The organism is Achromobacter sp. RW408 (genome assembly GCF_003184165.1).
Lineage (GTDB): Bacteria > Pseudomonadota > Gammaproteobacteria > Burkholderiales > Burkholderiaceae_B > Achromobacter > Achromobacter xylosoxidans.
The window spans coordinates 880,836-898,969 of record NZ_QHHO01000046.1; the positions used below are offsets into that span (position 1 = coordinate 880,836).

The following is an 18,134-nucleotide window of genomic DNA, read 5'->3' on the forward strand; positions in this document are numbered from 1 at the left end:
CGCGTCCGGCGCCCGAAGCCGCCGCCCCGCGCGCGGCCAACCCGCGTGTCGCCGCGCCCGAAGCCGCGCCCGCCCTGCCGCAACACGCCCGCACCGAAGAAGACCCGGCCGCGCCGTTGCCCAGCACCGCGCAACAGTTCCAACTGCCGCAGCACGCCACCAACGCCCAGGATCACCTGGCGCAGGCGATCGCCGCCGCCAGCCAGCGCCAGCAGCCGGCTCCCGTCTCCAACCCCGCCAGCGTCGCCGTGCCCAACGTGCCGGTCATGCTGCAGGTCGCCACGCCGGTCGGCGGCACCCATTGGGGCACCGAACTGGGCCAGCAGATGGTGGTGATGAGCAACAACGTGCGCCAGGGCACCCAGACCGCCGAACTGCGCCTGGACCCGCCCGACCTCGGCCCGCTGCGCGTCAGCATCAACCTGGCCGACGGCGTCGCCAGCGCTTCGTTCGTGTCGGCCCACGCCTCGGTGCGCCAGGCCATCGAAACCGCGATTCCGCAATTGCAGCAGGCGCTGGCCCAGGCCGGCATCTCGCTGGGCCAGACCAGCGTCGGCGAACAGGCCGCGCAGCAGGAATTCGCCCAGCACAATGGCGGCGGTTCGCAACGCCAGGGCGGCGGCAATGGCGCCGCGGTGGCCGATGCCGCGATCGATGGCCAGGCGGCCACCGTGACGGCTGCGCGCAACGCCAATGCGCTGGTCGACACCTTCGCGTAACAATCACGCGGCCCGCGGCTGGCAACGGTTGCGGGCGGTGCAGCAATAGCTTGAGATACACGGCTTTCGCCCTGTTTTTCGCCTCCAATCGGGGGCGCGATTTCGGGCAGAATGCTTTCATCCACTAAGAATCCGTTTTCATCAGCGGCAAAACACGCATCGACACCGAGATGGCGACTTCCAAACCCACAACCATGCCGCCGCGCGGCCCGCTTCCGACACGCTCCGGCGGCATAGGCCGCATTCTTCGTCCGCTTCTCATGATCCTGGTGCTGCTGCTGGTGGCCGCCGCCAGCGCCGGCGCGACCTGGTTCATCGCGCAGCGCATGCAGCCGCAAGGCGGTGGCGCGCCGGTGCAACTGGGCGTGGGCCAGACCGGCAACCAGCCGGGCCAGCCCGGCGCCGCCGGCCCGCAGGCCACGCCGACCACGTTCGTCGCCCCGCCCACGACGCCGGCCGCCGTGCCGGCGCCGATCTTCGTGCCGATCGAGGCCTTCACGGTCACGTTGCAGAACGCCGACACCGAACGCATCATGCACGTCGGCCTGACCCTGCGCGTGAGCGACGAACAGACCCGCATCCGCCTGGAAAAGTACATGCCTGAAGTGCGCAGCCGCATCCTGATGGTGCTGTCTTCGCAATCGCCCACCGGCGTGCAGACGCAACAGGGCAAGACCGACATGGCCAACGCCATCAAGCAAGCCGTCAATCGCCCGTTCGCGCCCCTGCCGGACGGCCAGTATGTCACCGACGTACTGTATACGGCGTTCGTGGTGCAATAAGCATGGCCTACGAGGCGTTTCTTTCGCAGGACGAAGTCGACGCGCTGCTGGCCGGCGTCACGGGCGAGAGCGACAGCAAAAAGGAATCCGCGGGCCCCAACGACGGCGCCCGCGCCTATGACCTGAGCTCGCCGGACCGCGTGGTGCGCCGGCGCATGCAGACGCTGGAGCTCATCAACGAACGTTTTGCGCGGCAGATGCGCAGCGTGCTGTTGAACTTCATGCGCCGCAGCGCCGACATCACCGTCGGTTCCATCAAGATCCAGAAGTACGCGGACTTCGAACGCAACCTGCCGGTTCCCAGCAACCTGAACATGGTGCAGATGAAGCCGCTGCGCGGCACCGCCCTGTTCACCTATGACCCGAACCTGGTGTTCCTGGTCATCGACAGCCTGTTCGGCGGCGATGGCCGCTACCACACGCGCGTCGAAGGCCGCGACTTCACCACCACCGAGCAGCGCATCATCCGGCGCCTGCTCAACCTGACCCTGGAAAGCTACGGCAAGTCCTGGGATCCCGTCTATCCGATCGAATTCGACTACGTGCGCTCGGAGATGCACACCAAGTTCGCCAGCATCACCGGCAACAATGAAGTGGTGGTGGTCACCTCCTTCCACATCGAATTCGGCGCGACCGGCGGCGACCTCAACATCTGCCTGCCCTACTCCATGATCGAGCCGGTGCGCGACCTGCTCACGCGGCCGCTGCAGGAAACCACGCTCGAGGAAGTCGACCAGCGCTGGTCGCAGCAGCTCTCGCGCCAGGTGCGCAGCGCCGACATCGACGTGGTCGCCGAGTTCGCGCGCATTCCGTCCAGCATCCGCGAACTGATGCGCATGAAGGTCGGCGACATCCTGCCCGTGGATGTGCCGCAGACCGTCATCGCCCACGTCGACGGCGTGCCGCTGATGGAATGCGGCTACGGCGTCTTCAACGGCCAGTACGCCCTGCGCGTGCAAAACATGTTTACCCACGATACCGAATCAAACGAGGCCCCCGACCATGACTGACAAGAACGAGCCCGGCTCCGGCTCGTCCCCGGCCGACGACTGGGCCGACGCGCTCGCCGAACAATCCCGCGCCAATCCGCCCACCCAGGCGGACGGCCTGAAGCCCGCCCAGGACGACTGGGCCGCCGCCATGGCCGAGCAGACCGCGGCCACGCCGCCCGCGACCGCCGCGCCGGCGCCCGCTGCTGCTGCTCCGGCCGCACCGGCCCCCGCCGCGCCTGCCGCCCAATCAGCCGCGCAATCGGTGTTCAAGCCGCTGGCCGGATCGGCCGCCGGCAATGGCACCGACATCGACCTGATCATGGACGTGCCCGTCCAGCTGACGGTGGAACTGGGCCGCACCCGCCTGACCATCAAGAACCTGCTGCAACTGGGCCAGGGCTCGGTGGTGGAGCTGGACGGCCTGGCCGGCGAACCGATGGACATCTTCGTCAACGGCTACCTGATCGCCCAGGGCGAAGTGGTGGTGGTGGAAGACAAGTACGGCATCCGCCTGACCGACATCATCACCCCGTCTGAACGCATCAACCGCCTCAACAACCGCCGTTGAAGCCACGTCCGTGATGAACGATTCCGCCCTGCTGCGCGTCATCATCGGCCTGGTGCTGGTGCTGGCGGCCATCCTGGCCGCGGCCTGGCTGGCGCGCCGCGCCGGCCTGACGCAGCGCGGCGGCGGCAACCTGCTCAAGCAGGTCGCCAGCCTGCCGATCGGCGCGCGGCAGAGCATCGTCGTCGTCGAGATCGAGAACACCTGGGTGGTCGTGGGCGTCAGCCCCGGCCAGCTCAACACCCTGCATACCCTGCCCGCCGGCGAACTGCCGCAGGCCGCGCCCTTGCCCACCGCCGCCTTCGCGGCCAAACTGGGCCAGGCGCTCAAGCGCCGCTAGCCGGCGCGCGCGTTTCCACACCATGAGCTTGCCCAACTTCCCTCGCGCCCGCCGCGGCGCGCTGCCCCTGCTGGGCGCCGCCGCCCTGCTAGGCCTGGCCCTGTTCCCCGCCGGCGTGGTGGCGCAGGCGACGCTGCCGGCCCTGACCGCGACGCCGGGCCCGGGCGGTTCCGAAACCTATTCGCTCAGCATGCAGACGCTGCTGCTGATGACGTCGCTGTCGTTCCTGCCCGCGGCGCTGCTGATGATGACCGGTTTCACCCGCATCATCATCGTGCTCGGCCTGCTGCGCAGCGCCATGGGCACGGCCATGTCGCCGCCCAACCACGTGCTGATCGGCCTGGCGCTGTTCCTGACCTTCTATACGATGTCGCCGGTGTTCGACAAGATCTACACCGACGCCTACAAGCCGCTGTCCGAGGGCTCGATCCAGTTCGAGGCCGCGGTCGAGCGCGCCGCCGGCCCGCTGCGCACCTTCATGCTGCACCAGACCCGCGAGAACGACCTGGCGCTGTTCGCCAACCTGGCCAAGCAGCCGGCGCTGGAAGACCCCTCGCAGGTGCCGCTGCGCATCCTGGTGCCGGCCTTCATCACCAGCGAACTCAAGACCGCCTTCCAGATCGGCTTCACCATCTTCATTCCGTTCCTGATCATCGACCTGGTGGTGGCCAGCGTGCTGATGGCGCTGGGCATGATGATGGTGCCGCCCGTCACCGTGGCGCTGCCGTTCAAGCTGATGCTGTTCGTGCTGGCCGACGGCTGGAACCTGCTGATGGGCTCGCTGGCCCAGAGCTTCTACCAATAGGGAATCGCCATGACCGCCGAAACCGTCATGACCATGACCTACCAGGCGATGAAGATCGCGCTGGCGATGGCCGGTCCGCTGCTGGTCATCACCCTGATCGTGGGCCTGGTGATCAGCATCTTCCAGGCGGCCACCCAGATCAACGAAATGACCCTGTCGTTCATCCCGAAGCTGCTGGCCATGTGCGGCGTGCTGGTGCTGCTGGGTCCGTGGCTGATCGGCATCATGGTCGACTACATCCGCCAGTTGATCGGGCAGATTCCCGGCCTGGTGTCGTAGCGGCGCGCGCCGCCGCACTCCGGGACGCGCCCGCATGTTTTCCTTCACCATCGAACAGCTCAATGGCTGGATCGGCCAGTTCCTCTGGCCGTTCGTGCGCATCCTGGCGCTGGTGGGCACCGCTCCCCTCTTCTCCGAATCCACCGTTCCCGTCAAGGTCAAGATCGGCCTGGCCTTCGTGCTGGCCGTGGCCGTCAGCCCTGCGCTCGACCCGGCGCCGCCGATCGCGCCCGGCTCGTTCGCGGGCCTGTGGATGGTGATGCAGCAGGTGCTGATCGGCATCGCCATGGGCTTCACGATGCGGCTGGTGTTCGCGGCGGTGCAGACCGCCGGCGAATTCGTCGGCCTGCAGATGGGCCTGTCGTTCGCCTCGTTCTTCGACCCCAGCACGGGCGCCAACACCGCCGTGCTGTCGCGTCTGTTCAACATCGTCGCCATGCTCACTTTCCTGGCGCTGGACGGCCACCTGCTGGTGCTGGCGGCCCTGGTACGGTCGTTCGACACGCTGCCGGTGGCCGCGATCCTGCTGCACCAGAACGGCTGGGGCGTGGTGGTGGAATGGGGCAAGACCGTGTTCGTATCCGGCCTGCTGCTGGCGCTGCCGCTGATCTGCGCGCTGCTGACCATCAACCTGGCCATGGGCATCCTGAACCGCGCCGCGCCGCAGCTGTCGGTGTTCTCGGTGGGTTTCCCCGTCAGCCTGATCGTCGGCGTGGTGCTGCTGACCGTGGTGCTGCCGAACTCCGGCCCCTTCCTGGAATCGTTGTTCGAATCCGGACTGTCGGCCATGAGCCGGGTGACCGACGCGCTGGCCGGACGCTAGCTTCCGGCGACACGCCGGCAAGTTCGGCAAGGATTCCCGGCCGCCTTGGCGAGCGCATAAAAAAACGGCCCGCGCGGGCCGTTTTTTTCGATGGCGCAGACGTCACTGCTGTCCGGTCAGGCGGAACACCCGGATGGTCTCGCGCAACGCGCCCGACTGGTTGCCCAGTTGCAGCACCGCCTCGCCCAGCTCCTGCACCAGCGCCGTGTTCTGCACCGTCATCACGTCCATTTGCGACACGGCGCTGTCGACCTGCTCGATGCCGCTGGACTGCTCCTGCGAGGCCTGCGAGATCTCGCCGATGATGTCGGTGACGCGATGCACCGCATCGACGATCTCCTGCATCGTCGCGCCCGCCTGCTCGGCCTGCGCCGAGCCTTCGCTGACGCGCTCGACGGAGTCCTCGATCAGGCCCTTGATCTCCTTGGCGGCTTGCGCGCTCTTTTGCGCGAGGCTGCGGACTTCCCCTGCCACCACCGCGAAGCCCTTGCCGGATTCGCCGGCGCGCGCCGCTTCCACCGCCGCGTTCAGCGCCAGGATGTTGGTCTGGAAGGCGATGCCCTCGATGATGCTGACGATGTCGACGATCTTGCGCGAGCTGTCCGAAATGCCGTGCATGGTGTTGACCACCTGCCCCACCGCCACGCCGCCGCGCCGCGCCACGTCCATGCTGCTGGCGGCCAGTTGGTTGGCCTGCCGCGCATTGTCCGCGTTCTGCCGCACGGTGGATGTCAGCTGTTCCATGCTCGCCGCCGTCTGTTGCAGCGAGGCGGCCTGGCCTTCGGTGCGGCCCGCCAGTTCCTGGTTGCCGCGGGCGATATGCACCGCCGCCTGCGTGGTGCCTTCGATGCCGCGGTACACGTCCTGGGCGATGCCGACCAGGCTCTTGCGCATGACTTCCAGCGAGAAATTCAGGCTGCCGATCTCGTCGTCGGACTCGGCCACGATCTGGGTGGTGAGGTTGCCCGCGGCAACCTGGCGCGCCATGTTCGCGGCCTCGACCATGGGATCCAGCAGCGACCGGCTCAGGCGCCAGCCCAGCGCGAAGATCCCGGCCACGCCCAGCGCCAGCAGTCCACAAGCCACGCCGGCGCCGGTCGCGTCCAGCGTATCCCAATTGGCCCGCAGGCCATAGACGCCCGCCGCCACCACGATACTCGAGGACAGCAGCGCGTGGCGGAACATGCGGCCGCGCACATTGCGCCGGAACGGGAAGGCCAGCAAGTCCAGCCCGCGGCGCCAGCCCGCCCGCACCGGGCGGCCGCGCAGGATGCGCACGCCACGGGCGCGGCCTTCGCGTATGCGCGCGTAGAGTTCCTCGGCCATTTCGATCTGGGCGTCGCTGGGCCGCACCCGCACCGACGAATACGCCACCACCTCGCCGTTCTCGACGATCGGCGTGGCGTTGGCCAGCACCCAGTAGTAGCCGCCGTCCTTGCGGCGATTCTTGACCAGGCCCAGCCAGGATTCACCCGCCTGCAGGGTACGCCACAGGTCCGCGTAGGCTTCCGGCGGCATGTCCGGATGGCGGACGACGTTGTGAGCCTTGCCGATCAGTTCCTCGCGCGAAAAGCCGCTGACTTCGATAAAGGCCGGATTCGCGTAGAGGATGCGACCCTTGGTATCGGTGCGTGAGATCAGGTATTGATCTTCGCGCAGCTTGGTTTCCACATCATTGACAGGAAGGTTCACACGCACAGCGGGTCTCCGTTACATCGTATGGGGCGGCGAACGGTCAGCCACGGCGGGCGTCGGGCCTGGCGCCCGGCCGCTATCCACCCGTCCGGCCTCGCGACGTGCGCATGCCGATGCCGTGCGGTCCTGCCGAAATTTTTCGCCGCCCGTATTTTGGGCGTTATGACTATGAACGGCAATATTTTCGAAAACTTAAGCCATCGAGGTATAAGGTCCGACCGGCGGACAGCATTCGACCCGGCGTCCGCGAACGGGCGTCGGGTCGGCTGGGGTGACGGCCGTTGCGGCCGCGCGCCTTGTCCGACGGGGCGCCGGCCCCGTCTGGATCAGTCTTGCGTCAGGGTCGGAGCCTGATAGCCGCCCAATTGCTGGGCCGGCACTTCGATGACCTCACCGGCGTTGATCTTGAACACCGCCACGGCTTCGGCCAGGCGCTGCGCCTGCTCCTGCAGCGAACCGGCCGCGGCCGCCGCCTCTTCCACCAGCGCCGCGTTCTGCTGCGTCACTTCGTCCATCTGCGACACCGCGCGGTTCACCTGGTCGATGCCGCTCGATTGCTCCTCGGACGCCGCCGAGATCTCGCCCATGATGTCCGTCACCCGCTTGACCGAGGCCACGATCTCCTGCATCGTCGCGCCCGCGCGTTCGACCTGTTGCGAACCGGCGCCCACCTTGCTCACCGAGTCCTCGATCAGGCCCTTGATCTCCTTGGCCGCCTGCGCGCTGCGCTGCGCCAGCGAGCGCACTTCGCCCGCCACCACCGCGAAGCCCTTGCCCTGCTCGCCCGCGCGGGCCGCTTCCACCGCCGCGTTCAGCGCCAGGATGTTGGTCTGGAACGCGATGCCGTCGATCACCGACACGATTTCCGAGATCTTGCGCGAGCTGGCCGAGATGCCCTGCATCGTGTTGACCACCTCGGCCACCGCCGAACCGCCGCGCTCGGCAACATCCGACGCGCTGGCCGCCAGCTGGTTCGCCTGGCGCGCGTTGTCGGCGTTCTGCTTGACCGTCGAGGCCAGCTCTTCCATCGAGGCCGCGGTTTCCTCCAGCGAGGCCGCCTGCTGCTCGGTGCGGCTGGACAGATCGGTGTTGCCGGCCGAGATCTCGCGCGAACCGACGTTGATCTCGTCCACGCCGCGGCGCACGATCGCCACGGTGCGGGTCAGGCTTTCCTGCATGCGCTTGATGGCGGCGAACAGTTGGCCGATTTCATTGGTGCTGCGCACCTCGATACGGCCGGTGAAGTCACCGCCCGAGATCTTCTCGAAATGATCACCCGCCTCGTGCAGGGGCTTGAGCACCGTGCGGTTGATGAATATCCAACAGCCGATCGCCAACACCAATGCGATCACCAGCAAGGCGATGGTGACGCTGCGAGATACGCCGTGGTCGACCGCTGCCTGCGCCGCGAACTCGTCGGTGCGCTTGTCGATGAAGCTGAGGTAGTTATCGACAGCTTCGCGGAACTTGGTATTGACGTTGCTGGCGGAGTCGTTCAGGTTCAGATAGTCCTGGATCGCCATATTGGACAGCGCGGCCGCCTGCCCCTTGAGGACGGTGTCGTACTCCTTGAGCGCGGCTTCCAGCGCCTGGCCGAGCGCTTCCGTGCCCTCCAGCGGCGGCGCCTTGCGGAAGGCATCCATCATCTTGAAGGCATCCTGCATCAGGCCTTCGGAACGCTTGGCCTGCGCCGCCGCCTGTTCGGTCTTGCCCTGCTGCATGTCCATCAACGACGTGGACAACAACAGGCGCGCGCGCAGGAAAACGGTGTAGGCACGGTTGAGCGGCACCGCCCGGTCCGTATAGGCGCTGTTGATCTGGTCCAGCTTGGTGTTGCTGGAATTCAAGCCCATCCAGGCCACGCCATTGGACAGGAACATGGCACCCGTGAAGAGCAACAACACCAGAATGATGCAGGTGCGAACTTTCAAATTGACAAGCATGAAATACCCGACGTTATGCGAGGTGAAACGACAAAATTCCTACCCTGTACGCACACACGGACGCTCCGGTATCCACCGGAAGCGTCCGTAAGGGCGCGCAACATGCCGCGCCCATGGGCACGGCCTATGGACTCACCGCGTTATTTGCGGCTGAACAGACTGGATCCTTGAATGGTCATGAATGCGGCCGACGCGGCCTGCAAGGCCACCTGGCGCAGCGCCAGCTGGCTGGCGCCGGAGTAGTAGTCCAGGTCCTCGAGATCCGACAGCGACTTCGAATAGGACAGGCCCTTCTGCGTGCCGGTGGCGTCCAGCGCGTCCAGTTCGTTCATGCGGGCGCCCACCGACGCCGCGACCGTCTGCACGTTGTCGTAGTTGGTGGACAGCTTCTTGTTGGCCGTGGCCAGTTCGTTGTTCAGCTTGGCCAGGGCGACCGGGTCGCCGGCAATCGGCGAATCCAGCGTCTTGATGAGGCTGTCCAGCGTATTGAACATGTCCACGTCGGCCGACTGCACGCTCTGCACGTCGATCACGTCGCCGTTCTGGGGCGTGCCTTTGATCACCACCGACACGCCGCCGAAATCGATGGCGGCATCCGGCGTGTACACGGTCGGCGCGGCCGGCGGCGCCGGCGTGGTGACGGGCGGCACCGGCGGGTTGGCATTGGGATCGGTCGTGATGACGCGGTAGCCCATGTTGCCGGTGGCCGGATCCGATTCGAACTGCAGGCGGAAATCCTTGCCGATATTGGGGCTGCCCGGCGTCACCGACACGGTGCTGAACTGGGCGGTGCCGGTGTTGGCCTGCGCGGCGGTGCTGACGTAGGCCTGCGAACCCGGGTTGGCGCGGTTGAAGATGTCGCTGCCGATGTCGCTGGTGGACATCTGGCGCGACTGGTCGACCTGCACGGTGCGTTCGCCCGTGGCGCCGCTGTAGACGATCTTGCCGTTGGTGTCCTGCGAATAGGGCACCACGCCGCCCTGGTAACCCGAGAACAGGTATTGGCCGTTGCCATCCGTGCTGTTGGCCAGGCCCAGCAGTGCGTCACGGGCGTTCTTCAGGGCGGTGGACAGCGCCTGGCGGTCGCTGTCGGCGAAGGTGCCGTTGCCGGCCTGCACCACGCGGGTACGCACGTCGGCCAACGCCGTCGTGATGGAGTCCAGGACGTTGTTTTCCTGGCCGAGGTTGGTCTTCGCCGTGTTGCGGTTGAGCTGGTACGTCGAGTTCATGCTCTGCGTCTGCGCCACGTTGATCGCCAGCGAGGCGGACAGCGGATCGTCGGCCGGCGTCAGGAATTTCTTGCCGCTGCCCACCTGCTCGACCAGGCGGTTCATGTCGGATTCCTGAGCGAGGACGCCCTTCAGGCCGTTCGAATACATCATGGAGGTGCTCAGGCGCATGGGGAAGCTCCGATTTTTTCTTGATAGGTCACGATTTCAACGATCCGATCAGCCGCGCAGGCCCAGCAGCGTATCGAACAGCGTGCTGGCGACGTCGATGATGCGGGCGCTGGCCTGGTATTGCTCCTGGTAGAGCGACAGGCTCACGTATTCTTCGTTCAGGTTCACGCCCGAAACGGCCTGCTGCGCGGCGGTCTTTTGGGCGATGAGGTTCTTCTGCGCGGTGTTGGCCGATTGAATCTGCGCGGTCTGCACGCCGACGGTGTTGACCACCTGCCCGAACATCTCGGTGATGCTCATGGTGCCGTGGCCCAGCACCTTGGTGTTCTGCAGTTGCGCCAGCTTGAGCGCGTTCTTGCCGTTGGCGTCACCGCCATCGGTGTCGGCCGCGGCCACTTTCTCCGGGTCGGTGATGATCACCTTGATGTCGCGCGCGGCATCGCGAGTGGGCGACAGCGCCCACTTGTCGCCAGCCTGCGGCGGCGAGTCGATCGTCAGCGTGACGCCCATCTCGGCGTTCAGGTCCAGGGTGGCGGTGGGCGGCGTGCCGGTGGCCGGGCCGTTGTAGACCTGGGTGCCTTCCGGCAGGCGCGTCACCATGTAGTTGGTGCCGTCGAAACTGATTTCGTAGTCTTTGGCGTTGATGTTGTTCACGTTGGTGAACTCGCCGCTGATCTGCGCGCCGCTCTTGTTGCCGGCGTTCGGCACGCCTTGCGGCTTGCCGATGCTGAAGAAATCGGTGCCGGGATTGCCGGCGGTGTCCAGGCCCTGGCGGTGCTGCTCGTTGAACGACAGCGCCAGGCCCACGGCCATCTGGCCCAGTTGCGCCTGCATGAAGTCCAGCGAGGTGGCGCGGAACTGCAGCAGGCCGCCCAGCTTGCCGCCGGTGACTTCGGCGTCGTTCAGCTCAACCGCCACGGTCTTGCCGCCGGAACCGGCCGGCAACGTATAGGCGATGACGGTGCGGCTGACGTCCTTGGCGGACGACACGGCCTGCAAGGGATAGACGGTGTCGCCCGACAGCAGCGCCTGCCCGCCCGAAGCCAGCGAGATGCTGAGCTTGTCGCCCTGCTCGTAGGTGGTGACGCCGATCAGCTGGTTCAGTTCCGACACGGCCTGGTCGCGCTGGTCCAGCAGGTCGTTGGGCGGATTGCCGCCGGCCTTGGCGCGGGCGGTGGAAATCTGGCTGTTCAGGTCGTTGATGCGAGTCAGGTAGCTGTTGACCTGTTCGACCGTGGTGGTGATCTGCGTGTTCAGGCCCAGGCGCTGGTTCTGCATTTCCTGGTAGGCCGAACGGATCTGGGTGGTCAGGCTGTTGGCCTTGCCCAGCAAGTCCTGGCGCGCGGCGGGATCCGCGGGCTTGCTGGCCACCGTGTTCATGCTGGTGAAGAAATTGGTCAGCCCCGGGGCGATGCCCACGGTGCGGTCGGCGAACAGGTTGTTGACCTGCGACACCTGGTCGAGCTGCGCCTGCAGCTGGGCGCCGCTGCCCTGCGCGCCCACCAGTTGCTTGTACAGGAAGCTGTCGTAGCTGCGCACGACGGTGTCGACCTGGACGCCGCGGCCGATGTAGCCGTTGGTGGTGGCCTGGGCGCCGGCGGTCGAGATCATGACGCGCTGGCGGTTGTAGCCGACCGTGGTGGCATTGTTGATATTGTGGCCGGTGGTCGCCAGGCCTGCCTGGGACGCATTCAGCCCGCCCAACGCCAATTTATACAGATTCATGCTGACAATGCCCCGTATGTAACCGCAACTGATATGTCTGGATACCCGGTTAACGGCAACCGGCCGTCCAAATTTAGAGTCCTTCCAACATCTGGCGCGAAATATCCACCTTGGCGGCGGCGCCGCGCAGCTGGCTCATGACACCGATCAATTTCTGCGCATACTGCGGATCGGTGGCATAGCCGGCGCTCTGGATGCGGCGGGCCGCCTCGATCTCGTTGCGCGCCTGCGTCACGGCTTCGTAGCGCGGGCTGTTGCCGATCAGGCGGGCGTAGTCGGCGAACGATTCCTCGTAGGACGAATAGGCTCGGAAAGGTTGCGTCACTTTTTTCGCGACGCCGTCTTCGTATTCGGTGGTCAGCACGTTGACGACCTTGCCCTTCCAGCTGGGGCCGGCCTTGATGCCGAACAGGTTGTAGCTGGTGCGGCCATCCTCGTGCTTGATTTCGCGCTGGCCCCAGCCGGACTCCAGGGCCGCCTGGCCCATGATGAGGCGGGCCGGCACGCCGCTTTGCTGCGAGGCCAGCGTGGCCGCGCGCGACATTTTCGAGACGAAATTGATGACGTGCTCGGGCGCGCCCTCGGCCGCGGCCAGGGCGCGGTCGCTGGCGCGGTTGTTGCGCATCACGTCCATCAGCGCCGACACCTGCCGCGAGCCGCCGGTCTGGAAGTCCAGGTCGGTCCCCTGCCCCAGGCGCTGCACGGCCTCGGCCGGCAGATCGCCCGGCTTGCCCTGCTGCATCTGCGCCAGGATCGATTGCGACAGACCGATGCCGGGCGTGGCCAGGTGCAGCGCCAGCTGCTCATCGGCCATGGATTGCAGCATCTGCGTCTGCTGCGAGTCGAACAGCCCCTCTTTCGGGGTCGCCTCGCGCATGCGCTTGAGCATCATCTGCAGGAACAGCGCCTCGAACTGCTTGGCGACCTGCTTCTGCTGTTCGGTCCCGGGATTGGCCGGGTCCTTGGTCACATCGCGCTTCAGGTCCGACAGGCGCCCCATGTCGAACACGGAATCCTGGCGGCTGCCCAGGTGCGCGGTGTTGTTGGTGTACGCCATGGCGGTCAGATAATCTCGAGCTCGGCGCGCAAGGCGCCGGCGGTCTTCATGGCCTGCAGGATCGCCAGCAGGTCTTGCGGCGTGGCGCCCAGGGCGTTCAGGCCCTTGACCACGTCGGCCAGGTTGGCGCTGGTGGTGACGCGCTGCAGCGAGCCGTTGTCCTGGCGCACTTCGATCTGGGTATTCGGCACCACCACCGTCTGCCCTTCGGTGAACGGCGTGTCCGGCTGCGACACCTGGTTCTGGCGATTGATGATGACCGACAGGTTGCCGTGCGCCACGGCGGCCTCTTCGATCATGACCGTGCGGTTCATGACCACCGAGCCGGTGCGGGCATTGATGATGACCTTGGCCACGGTGGGCGCGCGCGTCACCTGAAGGTCCTCGACCTGCGACAGGAAGCGCGCCTGCGACGCCTGCTCCATCGGCGTGCGCACCTGCACCACCCGGCCATCCAGCGCGGTGGCGGTGCCCTGCCCGAACTTGCGGTTCAATGCGTTGACCACGTTCTGGGCGGTGCCGAAGTCGGTGTTGTTCATCTCCAGGTAGATGTAGCCGTCGCGCGCGAAGGTGGTCGGCACGCCGCGCTCGACGATCGCGCCGCCGCTGATGCGGCCGCCGTTGAGCTGGTTGATCTGCACGCTGGAACCGCCAGCCGAGGCGCCGGCGCCGCCCACCAGGATGTTGCCCTGGGCGATCGCGTAGACCTGGCTGTCGGCGCCCTTGAGCGGCGTCATCAGCAGCGTGCCGCCGCGCAGGCTCTTGGCGTTGCCCATCGACGAGACCACCACGTCCAGCGTCTGGCCGGGCCGGGCGAAGGCCGGCAGGGTCGTCGTCACCATGACGGCCGCCACGTTCTTGAGCTGCATGTTGCTGCCGGCGGGCACGGTGATGCCCAGCTGCGACAGCATGTTGGTCAGGCTCTGCTGCGTGAACGGGGTCTGGCGCACCTGGTCGCCGCTGCCGTCCAGGCCCACCACCAGGCCATAACCGATCAACTGGTTGCCGCGCACGCCCTGGATGGAAGCCAGGTCCTTGAGCCGTTCGGCATGCGCCGCCGAAGCGCCGGCCAACAGCCCCGCCGCGACACAGACGCGCGCCAGCAGGGACAGCAAGGCGGAAATCGGAGTGGGTTGTTTCATGTTCAGAACGGCGAAGCGATCAGGAAGAAGCGTTGCAGCCAGCCCATGGTCTGGACCTCGTCCATGACGCCCTTGCTGCGGTATTCGATACGGGCATCGGCCACCTGGGTGGACGACACGGTGTTCGTCCCGGTGATGGAACGCGGGTCGACCACTCCGGAGAAGCGCACGTATTCGCTGCCGCGGTTGATGGCGATCTGTTTCTCGCCGGCCACCTGCAGGTTGCCGTTGGACATCACCCCCACCACGGTGGTGGTGATGGTGCCGGTAAAGGCATTGTTGGCGGTGCTGTCGCCCTTGCCCTGCGCCACGTTGCCGCCCTTGGCGTCGGTGTTCAGGTTGGCATTGGCCCAGCTGTCCATGAAGGACGGCGCGGCCGTGATGCCCAGGCTGGCGCTGCCGCTGCGGTTGGTGTTGGTGGCGACGTTCTTGGAGGCGTTGGTCTTTTCGTTCAGCACGATGGTGACGATATCGCCAACATTGCGCGGACGGCGGTCCTCGAACAACGGGTAATTGCCGTAAGTCGTGGGCTGGTAGATCGAGCCGGTGGGCTGCGCCGCCGGCATCGGCGGCGGCGGCGGCGCCGCCGTCGTCGGCCCGGTCACGATGGGTTCGGGCGGGATCATGGCGCAACCGGCCACCAGCAAAGCCAGGGCGGCACTCGAAACCAGACGCAGGACAGACGACATGGGCATCACAGTTGGGTCAGGCGGGCCAGCATTTCGTCCGAGGTCTTGACGGCCTTGCTGTTCATTTCGTAGGCGCGCTGGGTCGTGATCATGTTGACCAGTTCCTCGGCGACGTTCACGTTGGAAGTTTCGACGTAGTTCTGCATGAACGTGCCGGCGCCGTCCACGCCGGGCTGCAACAGGTTGGCCGGACCCGAGGCGTCGGTTTCCAGGTACAGGTTCTCGCCCACGCTCTGCAGGCCCGTGGGGTTGATGAACGTGGCGATCTGCAACTGGCCGATCTGCACGTTGACGCCGGCCGCGCCCGGCTGCGTCACCGAGACGATGCCGTCCTTGCCGATGGAGATCGACAGGGCGTTGTCGGGCACGTTCATGGGCGGCTGGATCACGTAGCCGCTGACGGTGGTCAGCTGGCCGTTCTGGTCGCGCTGCAGCGCGCCGTCGCGCGTATAGGCCTGGGTGCCATCGGGCAGCTCGACCTGCAGGAAGCCGCGGCCATTGATCGCCACGTCCAGCTCGCCGCCGGTGTTGTTCAGACCGCCGGTGGTGTGGATGCGCTCGGTGGCGGCCACGCGGGCGCCAGTGCCGAGCTGCAGGCCCGACGGCAGCTGCGTCGCGTCGCCGACCTGGGCGCCGGGCTGGCGCAGGGTCTGGTACATCAGGTCCTGGAACACGGCGCGGCCACGCTTGAAGCCGTTGGTCGAGACGTTGGCCAAGTTGTTGGAAATCACGTCCATCGAGGTCTGTTGACCTTCCAGGCCCGTCTTGGCAATCCACAGCGAACGCATCATGATGAAGTACTCCTGGTGCGGCGGCCCGGCCGCGCGCGAAAATTATTTGGTTCGGATCGGCTGACCGGATCAGGAAACCGAGAGGATGCCGTTGGCGCGTTCGGCGTTGCGATCCGCCTGCTGCACCACCTGCATCTGCTGCTCGAAGCGGCGGGCGTTTTCGATCATGCCCACCATCGCCGCCATGGGATTGGTATTGCTGCCTTCCAACACGCCCGACAGCACCCGCAGGCTGGGATCGGCCGGCACCGGCGGGGCCGGCTGGCCGTTGACCGGCGCCAGGCGGAAGACGCCGTCGTCGCCATGCACCAGTTGCGCCTCGGGCGGGTTGGCCAGCTTGATGCGGCCCAGGTTGAGGATGTTGTTGGGCGCGTCGCCGGCGCCGATGGCGGTGATGGTGCCGTCCGAGGTGATCGTCAGCGCGGCCTGGTCGGGCACGTCGATGATGCCGTTCTGGTCGGACATCACCGGCTGGCCCAGCGAGGTCTGCAGCAGGCCGTTCACGCCCACCTGCAGGCTGCCGGCGCGGGTATAGGCCTCGCCCTGCGGGGTCTGCACCGCGATCCAGCCGTTGGAGCTGGCCAGGGCCACGTCCAGGTCGCGGCCCGTGGTCTGCATGTTGCCCATTTCGAAGTTGTTGCGGGGCGTCGACGCCACCGTCGAGACACGCGTCGGCAGGCTCACGCCGTCATTCACCGGAACCGACCGGTACAGCGCGATCTGCTCGCGAAAGCCCGGCGTGTTCACGTTGGCCATGTTGTTGGAGAGCGCGGCCTGGTGCTCCGTGATCCGCGCTGCGCCATTCATGGCGGTGTAGATGATTCGATCCATTGCCTATTCCGTCGGTGTCGTCGCGTGCCCGTCAGGCATTACTTCAGGTTCATCAGGACTTGCATGATCTCGTCCTGGGTCTTGATGGTCTGCGAGTTGGCCTGGTAGGTGCGCTGGGCGATGATCATGTTGACCAGCTCCTTGCTCATGTCGACGTTGGACGACTCGGTCGCCTGGCCCACCACCTTGGACAGGCCGTTGCTGCCCGGCTGGCCGAGGATCGGCTGGCCCGACGTGGCGGTTTCCTTCCAGGCGTTGTTGCCCACCGGCTGCAGGCCCTGCAGGTTGGCGAAGTCGGCCAGCACGATGGTGCCGACGATCGAGGTCTCGCCGTTGGTGTATTGCGCCACCAGGCTGCCGTCGGCGCCGATGTTGATGCCGCGGAATTCACCCGAGGTGTAGCCGTCCGGCACGGCCTTGAGCGCGTAGGCGCTGCCGTACTGGGTGGTGCCGGCATAATTCACGGAGACAGCCAGCGGATCGGCCGGCGTGGTGCCGCCGCCCGGGGCCGCGAACGACAGGTTGACCGTGGTGGCGCTGGTCATCACGCCCGCCTTGTTGAAGGTGAACTGGGTCGGGTTGCCCCACACGCCGCCCGTCTCGGTGGTCGGCGCCATGGCCTGGCCGTCAATCGAGTAATAGACGTCGTAGACGCTGTTGCCCGCGGCGTCGGCGGCGCGCTTGACGAAATACTGCATCACCTGGTGCGAGTTGCCCAGCGAGTCGTAGACCGTCATGGGCGAGGCGTTGGTGTAGCTAGTGGTGACCTTGGGGTCGAACGGCTTGCCGACCTCCGTCACGGCCGCGGTGTAGTCCTTGTAGCCGGGCACCTGGGCCAGGTTGCCGGTCGTGACGGCGCCGGCGGCGTCGATCGTGATCAGGTTGGGCGCGGCGCCATAGGTGCCGGCCGGCGGCTGGTTCACCCAGACGATGTTGCCGGTTGCGTCGCGCGTGAAGTTGTACTGAGTGGCGGGCGAAGCCGGCGTGGCACCGGTCATCGTCACCGAGCCGTTCACGGGCGGCGCGGTCACCGTGTCGACCTGGTAGATGACCTTGGCGTTGGCGTCCAGGTTGGCGACCGTGGTGGCCGTGGTGGTGGCCTTGGGCGCGACGTTGGCGGTCGGCAACTGCAGTTCGACCGGGTTGGCGCCGATCGCGCCCGCCGGGTAGCCGGTCAGGCGATAGCCCTGCGCGTTGACGATGAAGTTGTTCTTGTCGACCAGGAATTCGCCGTTGCGCGTGTACATGATCGCGCCACTCTCGTCCGTGACGCGGAACATGCCCTTGGCGCCGTCGATGGCGATGTCATATTCGCCGCCACCGCCGTTGACCGTGCCCACCGTGAAACGCTGGGTGATGGCCGCCACCTTGGTGCCCAGGCCGACGCGCGAACTGGCGTAGACGTCGGCAAACGAGGCGGTCGACGACTTGAAGCCGACGGTGCCCGAGTTGGCGATGTTGTTGCCGATGACGTCCAGGTTCTGCGCCGCGGCGTTCAAGCCGCTCAATCCTTGTCCGAAGCCCATGTTTTCTCTCGCTGATCTCTAAATTTGGAA

Annotated in this window: 18 protein-coding genes; 8 read left to right on the forward strand and 10 right to left on the reverse strand. The window is 66.4% G+C overall.

Translation table 11 applies throughout. The features are described from left to right. The 8 genes from DK459_RS14150 to fliR all read left to right on the forward strand — a co-directional run. The coding region (locus DK459_RS14150; protein ID WP_199234288.1) for a flagellar hook-length control protein FliK at positions 1 to 719 on the forward strand (719 nt) is incomplete at its 5' end. Between the two features lie 170 nt (positions 720 to 889). Next, entirely contained in the window at positions 890 to 1,501 is a 612-nt protein-coding gene (locus tag DK459_RS14155) for a flagellar basal body-associated FliL family protein (RefSeq protein WP_026385346.1), read from the forward strand. Between the two features lie 2 nt (positions 1,502 to 1,503). Next, positions 1,504 to 2,511, forward strand: a complete 1,008-nt coding sequence (fliM, locus tag DK459_RS14160) for a flagellar motor switch protein FliM (protein WP_006385231.1) — start codon at positions 1,504 to 1,506, stop codon at positions 2,509 to 2,511. Continuing rightward, a complete protein-coding gene (fliN, locus tag DK459_RS14165; protein WP_020927352.1) occupies positions 2,504 to 3,061 on the forward strand; it encodes a flagellar motor switch protein FliN in 558 nt (185 codons plus the stop codon). Before fliM ends, fliN begins: the two co-directional genes overlap by 8 nt. 13 nt (positions 3,062 to 3,074) lie before the next feature. Continuing rightward, positions 3,075 to 3,398: a flagellar biosynthetic protein FliO gene (fliO, locus tag DK459_RS14170; protein ID WP_006384758.1), complete on the forward strand. Its 324-nt coding sequence runs from the start codon at positions 3,075 to 3,077 to the stop codon at positions 3,396 to 3,398. 22 nt (positions 3,399 to 3,420) lie between these two features. Next, on the forward strand, positions 3,421 to 4,203 hold the full coding sequence (gene fliP, locus DK459_RS14175; protein ID WP_024068634.1) for a flagellar type III secretion system pore protein FliP: 783 nt from the start codon (positions 3,421 to 3,423) through the stop codon (positions 4,201 to 4,203). A gap of 9 nt (positions 4,204 to 4,212) precedes the next feature. After that, complete coding sequence (fliQ, locus tag DK459_RS14180) at positions 4,213 to 4,482, forward strand: flagellar biosynthesis protein FliQ (protein ID WP_006385233.1); 270 nt, start codon at positions 4,213 to 4,215, stop codon at positions 4,480 to 4,482. A gap of 34 nt (positions 4,483 to 4,516) precedes the next feature. Next, complete coding sequence (gene fliR / locus DK459_RS14185) at positions 4,517 to 5,305, forward strand: flagellar biosynthetic protein FliR (protein WP_110134824.1); 789 nt, start codon at positions 4,517 to 4,519, stop codon at positions 5,303 to 5,305. Between the two features lie 102 nt (positions 5,306 to 5,407). Here fliR and DK459_RS14190 read toward each other — a convergent pair whose 3' ends face one another. The 10 genes from DK459_RS14190 to DK459_RS14235 all read right to left on the reverse strand — a co-directional run bounded on the left by DK459_RS14190 (position 5,408) and on the right by DK459_RS14235 (position 18,104). Then, positions 5,408 to 7,003: a PAS domain-containing methyl-accepting chemotaxis protein gene (locus DK459_RS14190; protein WP_070542768.1), complete on the reverse strand. Its 1,596-nt coding sequence runs from the start codon at positions 7,001 to 7,003 to the stop codon at positions 5,408 to 5,410. A gap of 323 nt (positions 7,004 to 7,326) precedes the next feature. Continuing rightward, on the reverse strand, positions 7,327 to 8,943 hold the full coding sequence (locus DK459_RS14195; protein ID WP_110134825.1) for a methyl-accepting chemotaxis protein: 1,617 nt from the start codon (positions 8,941 to 8,943) through the stop codon (positions 7,327 to 7,329). A gap of 140 nt (positions 8,944 to 9,083) precedes the next feature. Then, a complete protein-coding gene (gene flgL, locus DK459_RS14200) occupies positions 9,084 to 10,343 on the reverse strand; it encodes a flagellar hook-associated protein FlgL (RefSeq protein WP_020927344.1) in 1,260 nt (419 codons plus the stop codon). 48 nt (positions 10,344 to 10,391) lie between these two features. Continuing rightward, a complete protein-coding gene (gene flgK / locus DK459_RS14205; protein ID WP_006385240.1) occupies positions 10,392 to 12,068 on the reverse strand; it encodes a flagellar hook-associated protein FlgK in 1,677 nt (558 codons plus the stop codon). Positions 12,069 to 12,141: 73 nt separating this feature from the next. Then, entirely contained in the window at positions 12,142 to 13,125 is a 984-nt protein-coding gene (flgJ, locus tag DK459_RS14210) for a flagellar assembly peptidoglycan hydrolase FlgJ (protein ID WP_110134826.1), read from the reverse strand. A gap of 5 nt (positions 13,126 to 13,130) precedes the next feature. Beyond that, the gene (locus tag DK459_RS14215; protein ID WP_006385242.1) at positions 13,131 to 14,267 is read right to left on the reverse strand and encodes a flagellar basal body P-ring protein FlgI; all 1,137 of its coding nucleotides are present in this window, start codon (positions 14,265 to 14,267) and stop codon (positions 13,131 to 13,133) included. A 2-nt stretch (positions 14,268 to 14,269) separates the two neighbouring features. Then, a complete protein-coding gene (locus DK459_RS14220; protein WP_006385243.1) occupies positions 14,270 to 14,962 on the reverse strand; it encodes a flagellar basal body L-ring protein FlgH in 693 nt (230 codons plus the stop codon). Then, positions 14,962 to 15,747, reverse strand: a complete 786-nt coding sequence (flgG, locus tag DK459_RS14225) for a flagellar basal-body rod protein FlgG (protein ID WP_020927340.1) — start codon at positions 15,745 to 15,747, stop codon at positions 14,962 to 14,964. Before flgG ends, DK459_RS14220 begins: the two co-directional genes overlap by 1 nt. 69 nt (positions 15,748 to 15,816) lie before the next feature. Beyond that, positions 15,817 to 16,578, reverse strand: coding sequence for a flagellar basal body rod protein FlgF (locus DK459_RS14230; protein WP_006385245.1), 762 nt, complete (start codon positions 16,576 to 16,578; stop codon positions 15,817 to 15,819). A gap of 38 nt (positions 16,579 to 16,616) precedes the next feature. Continuing rightward, complete coding sequence (locus DK459_RS14235; RefSeq protein WP_006385246.1) at positions 16,617 to 18,104, reverse strand: flagellar hook-basal body complex protein; 1,488 nt, start codon at positions 18,102 to 18,104, stop codon at positions 16,617 to 16,619. Positions 18,105 to 18,134: the final 30 nt, after the last annotated feature.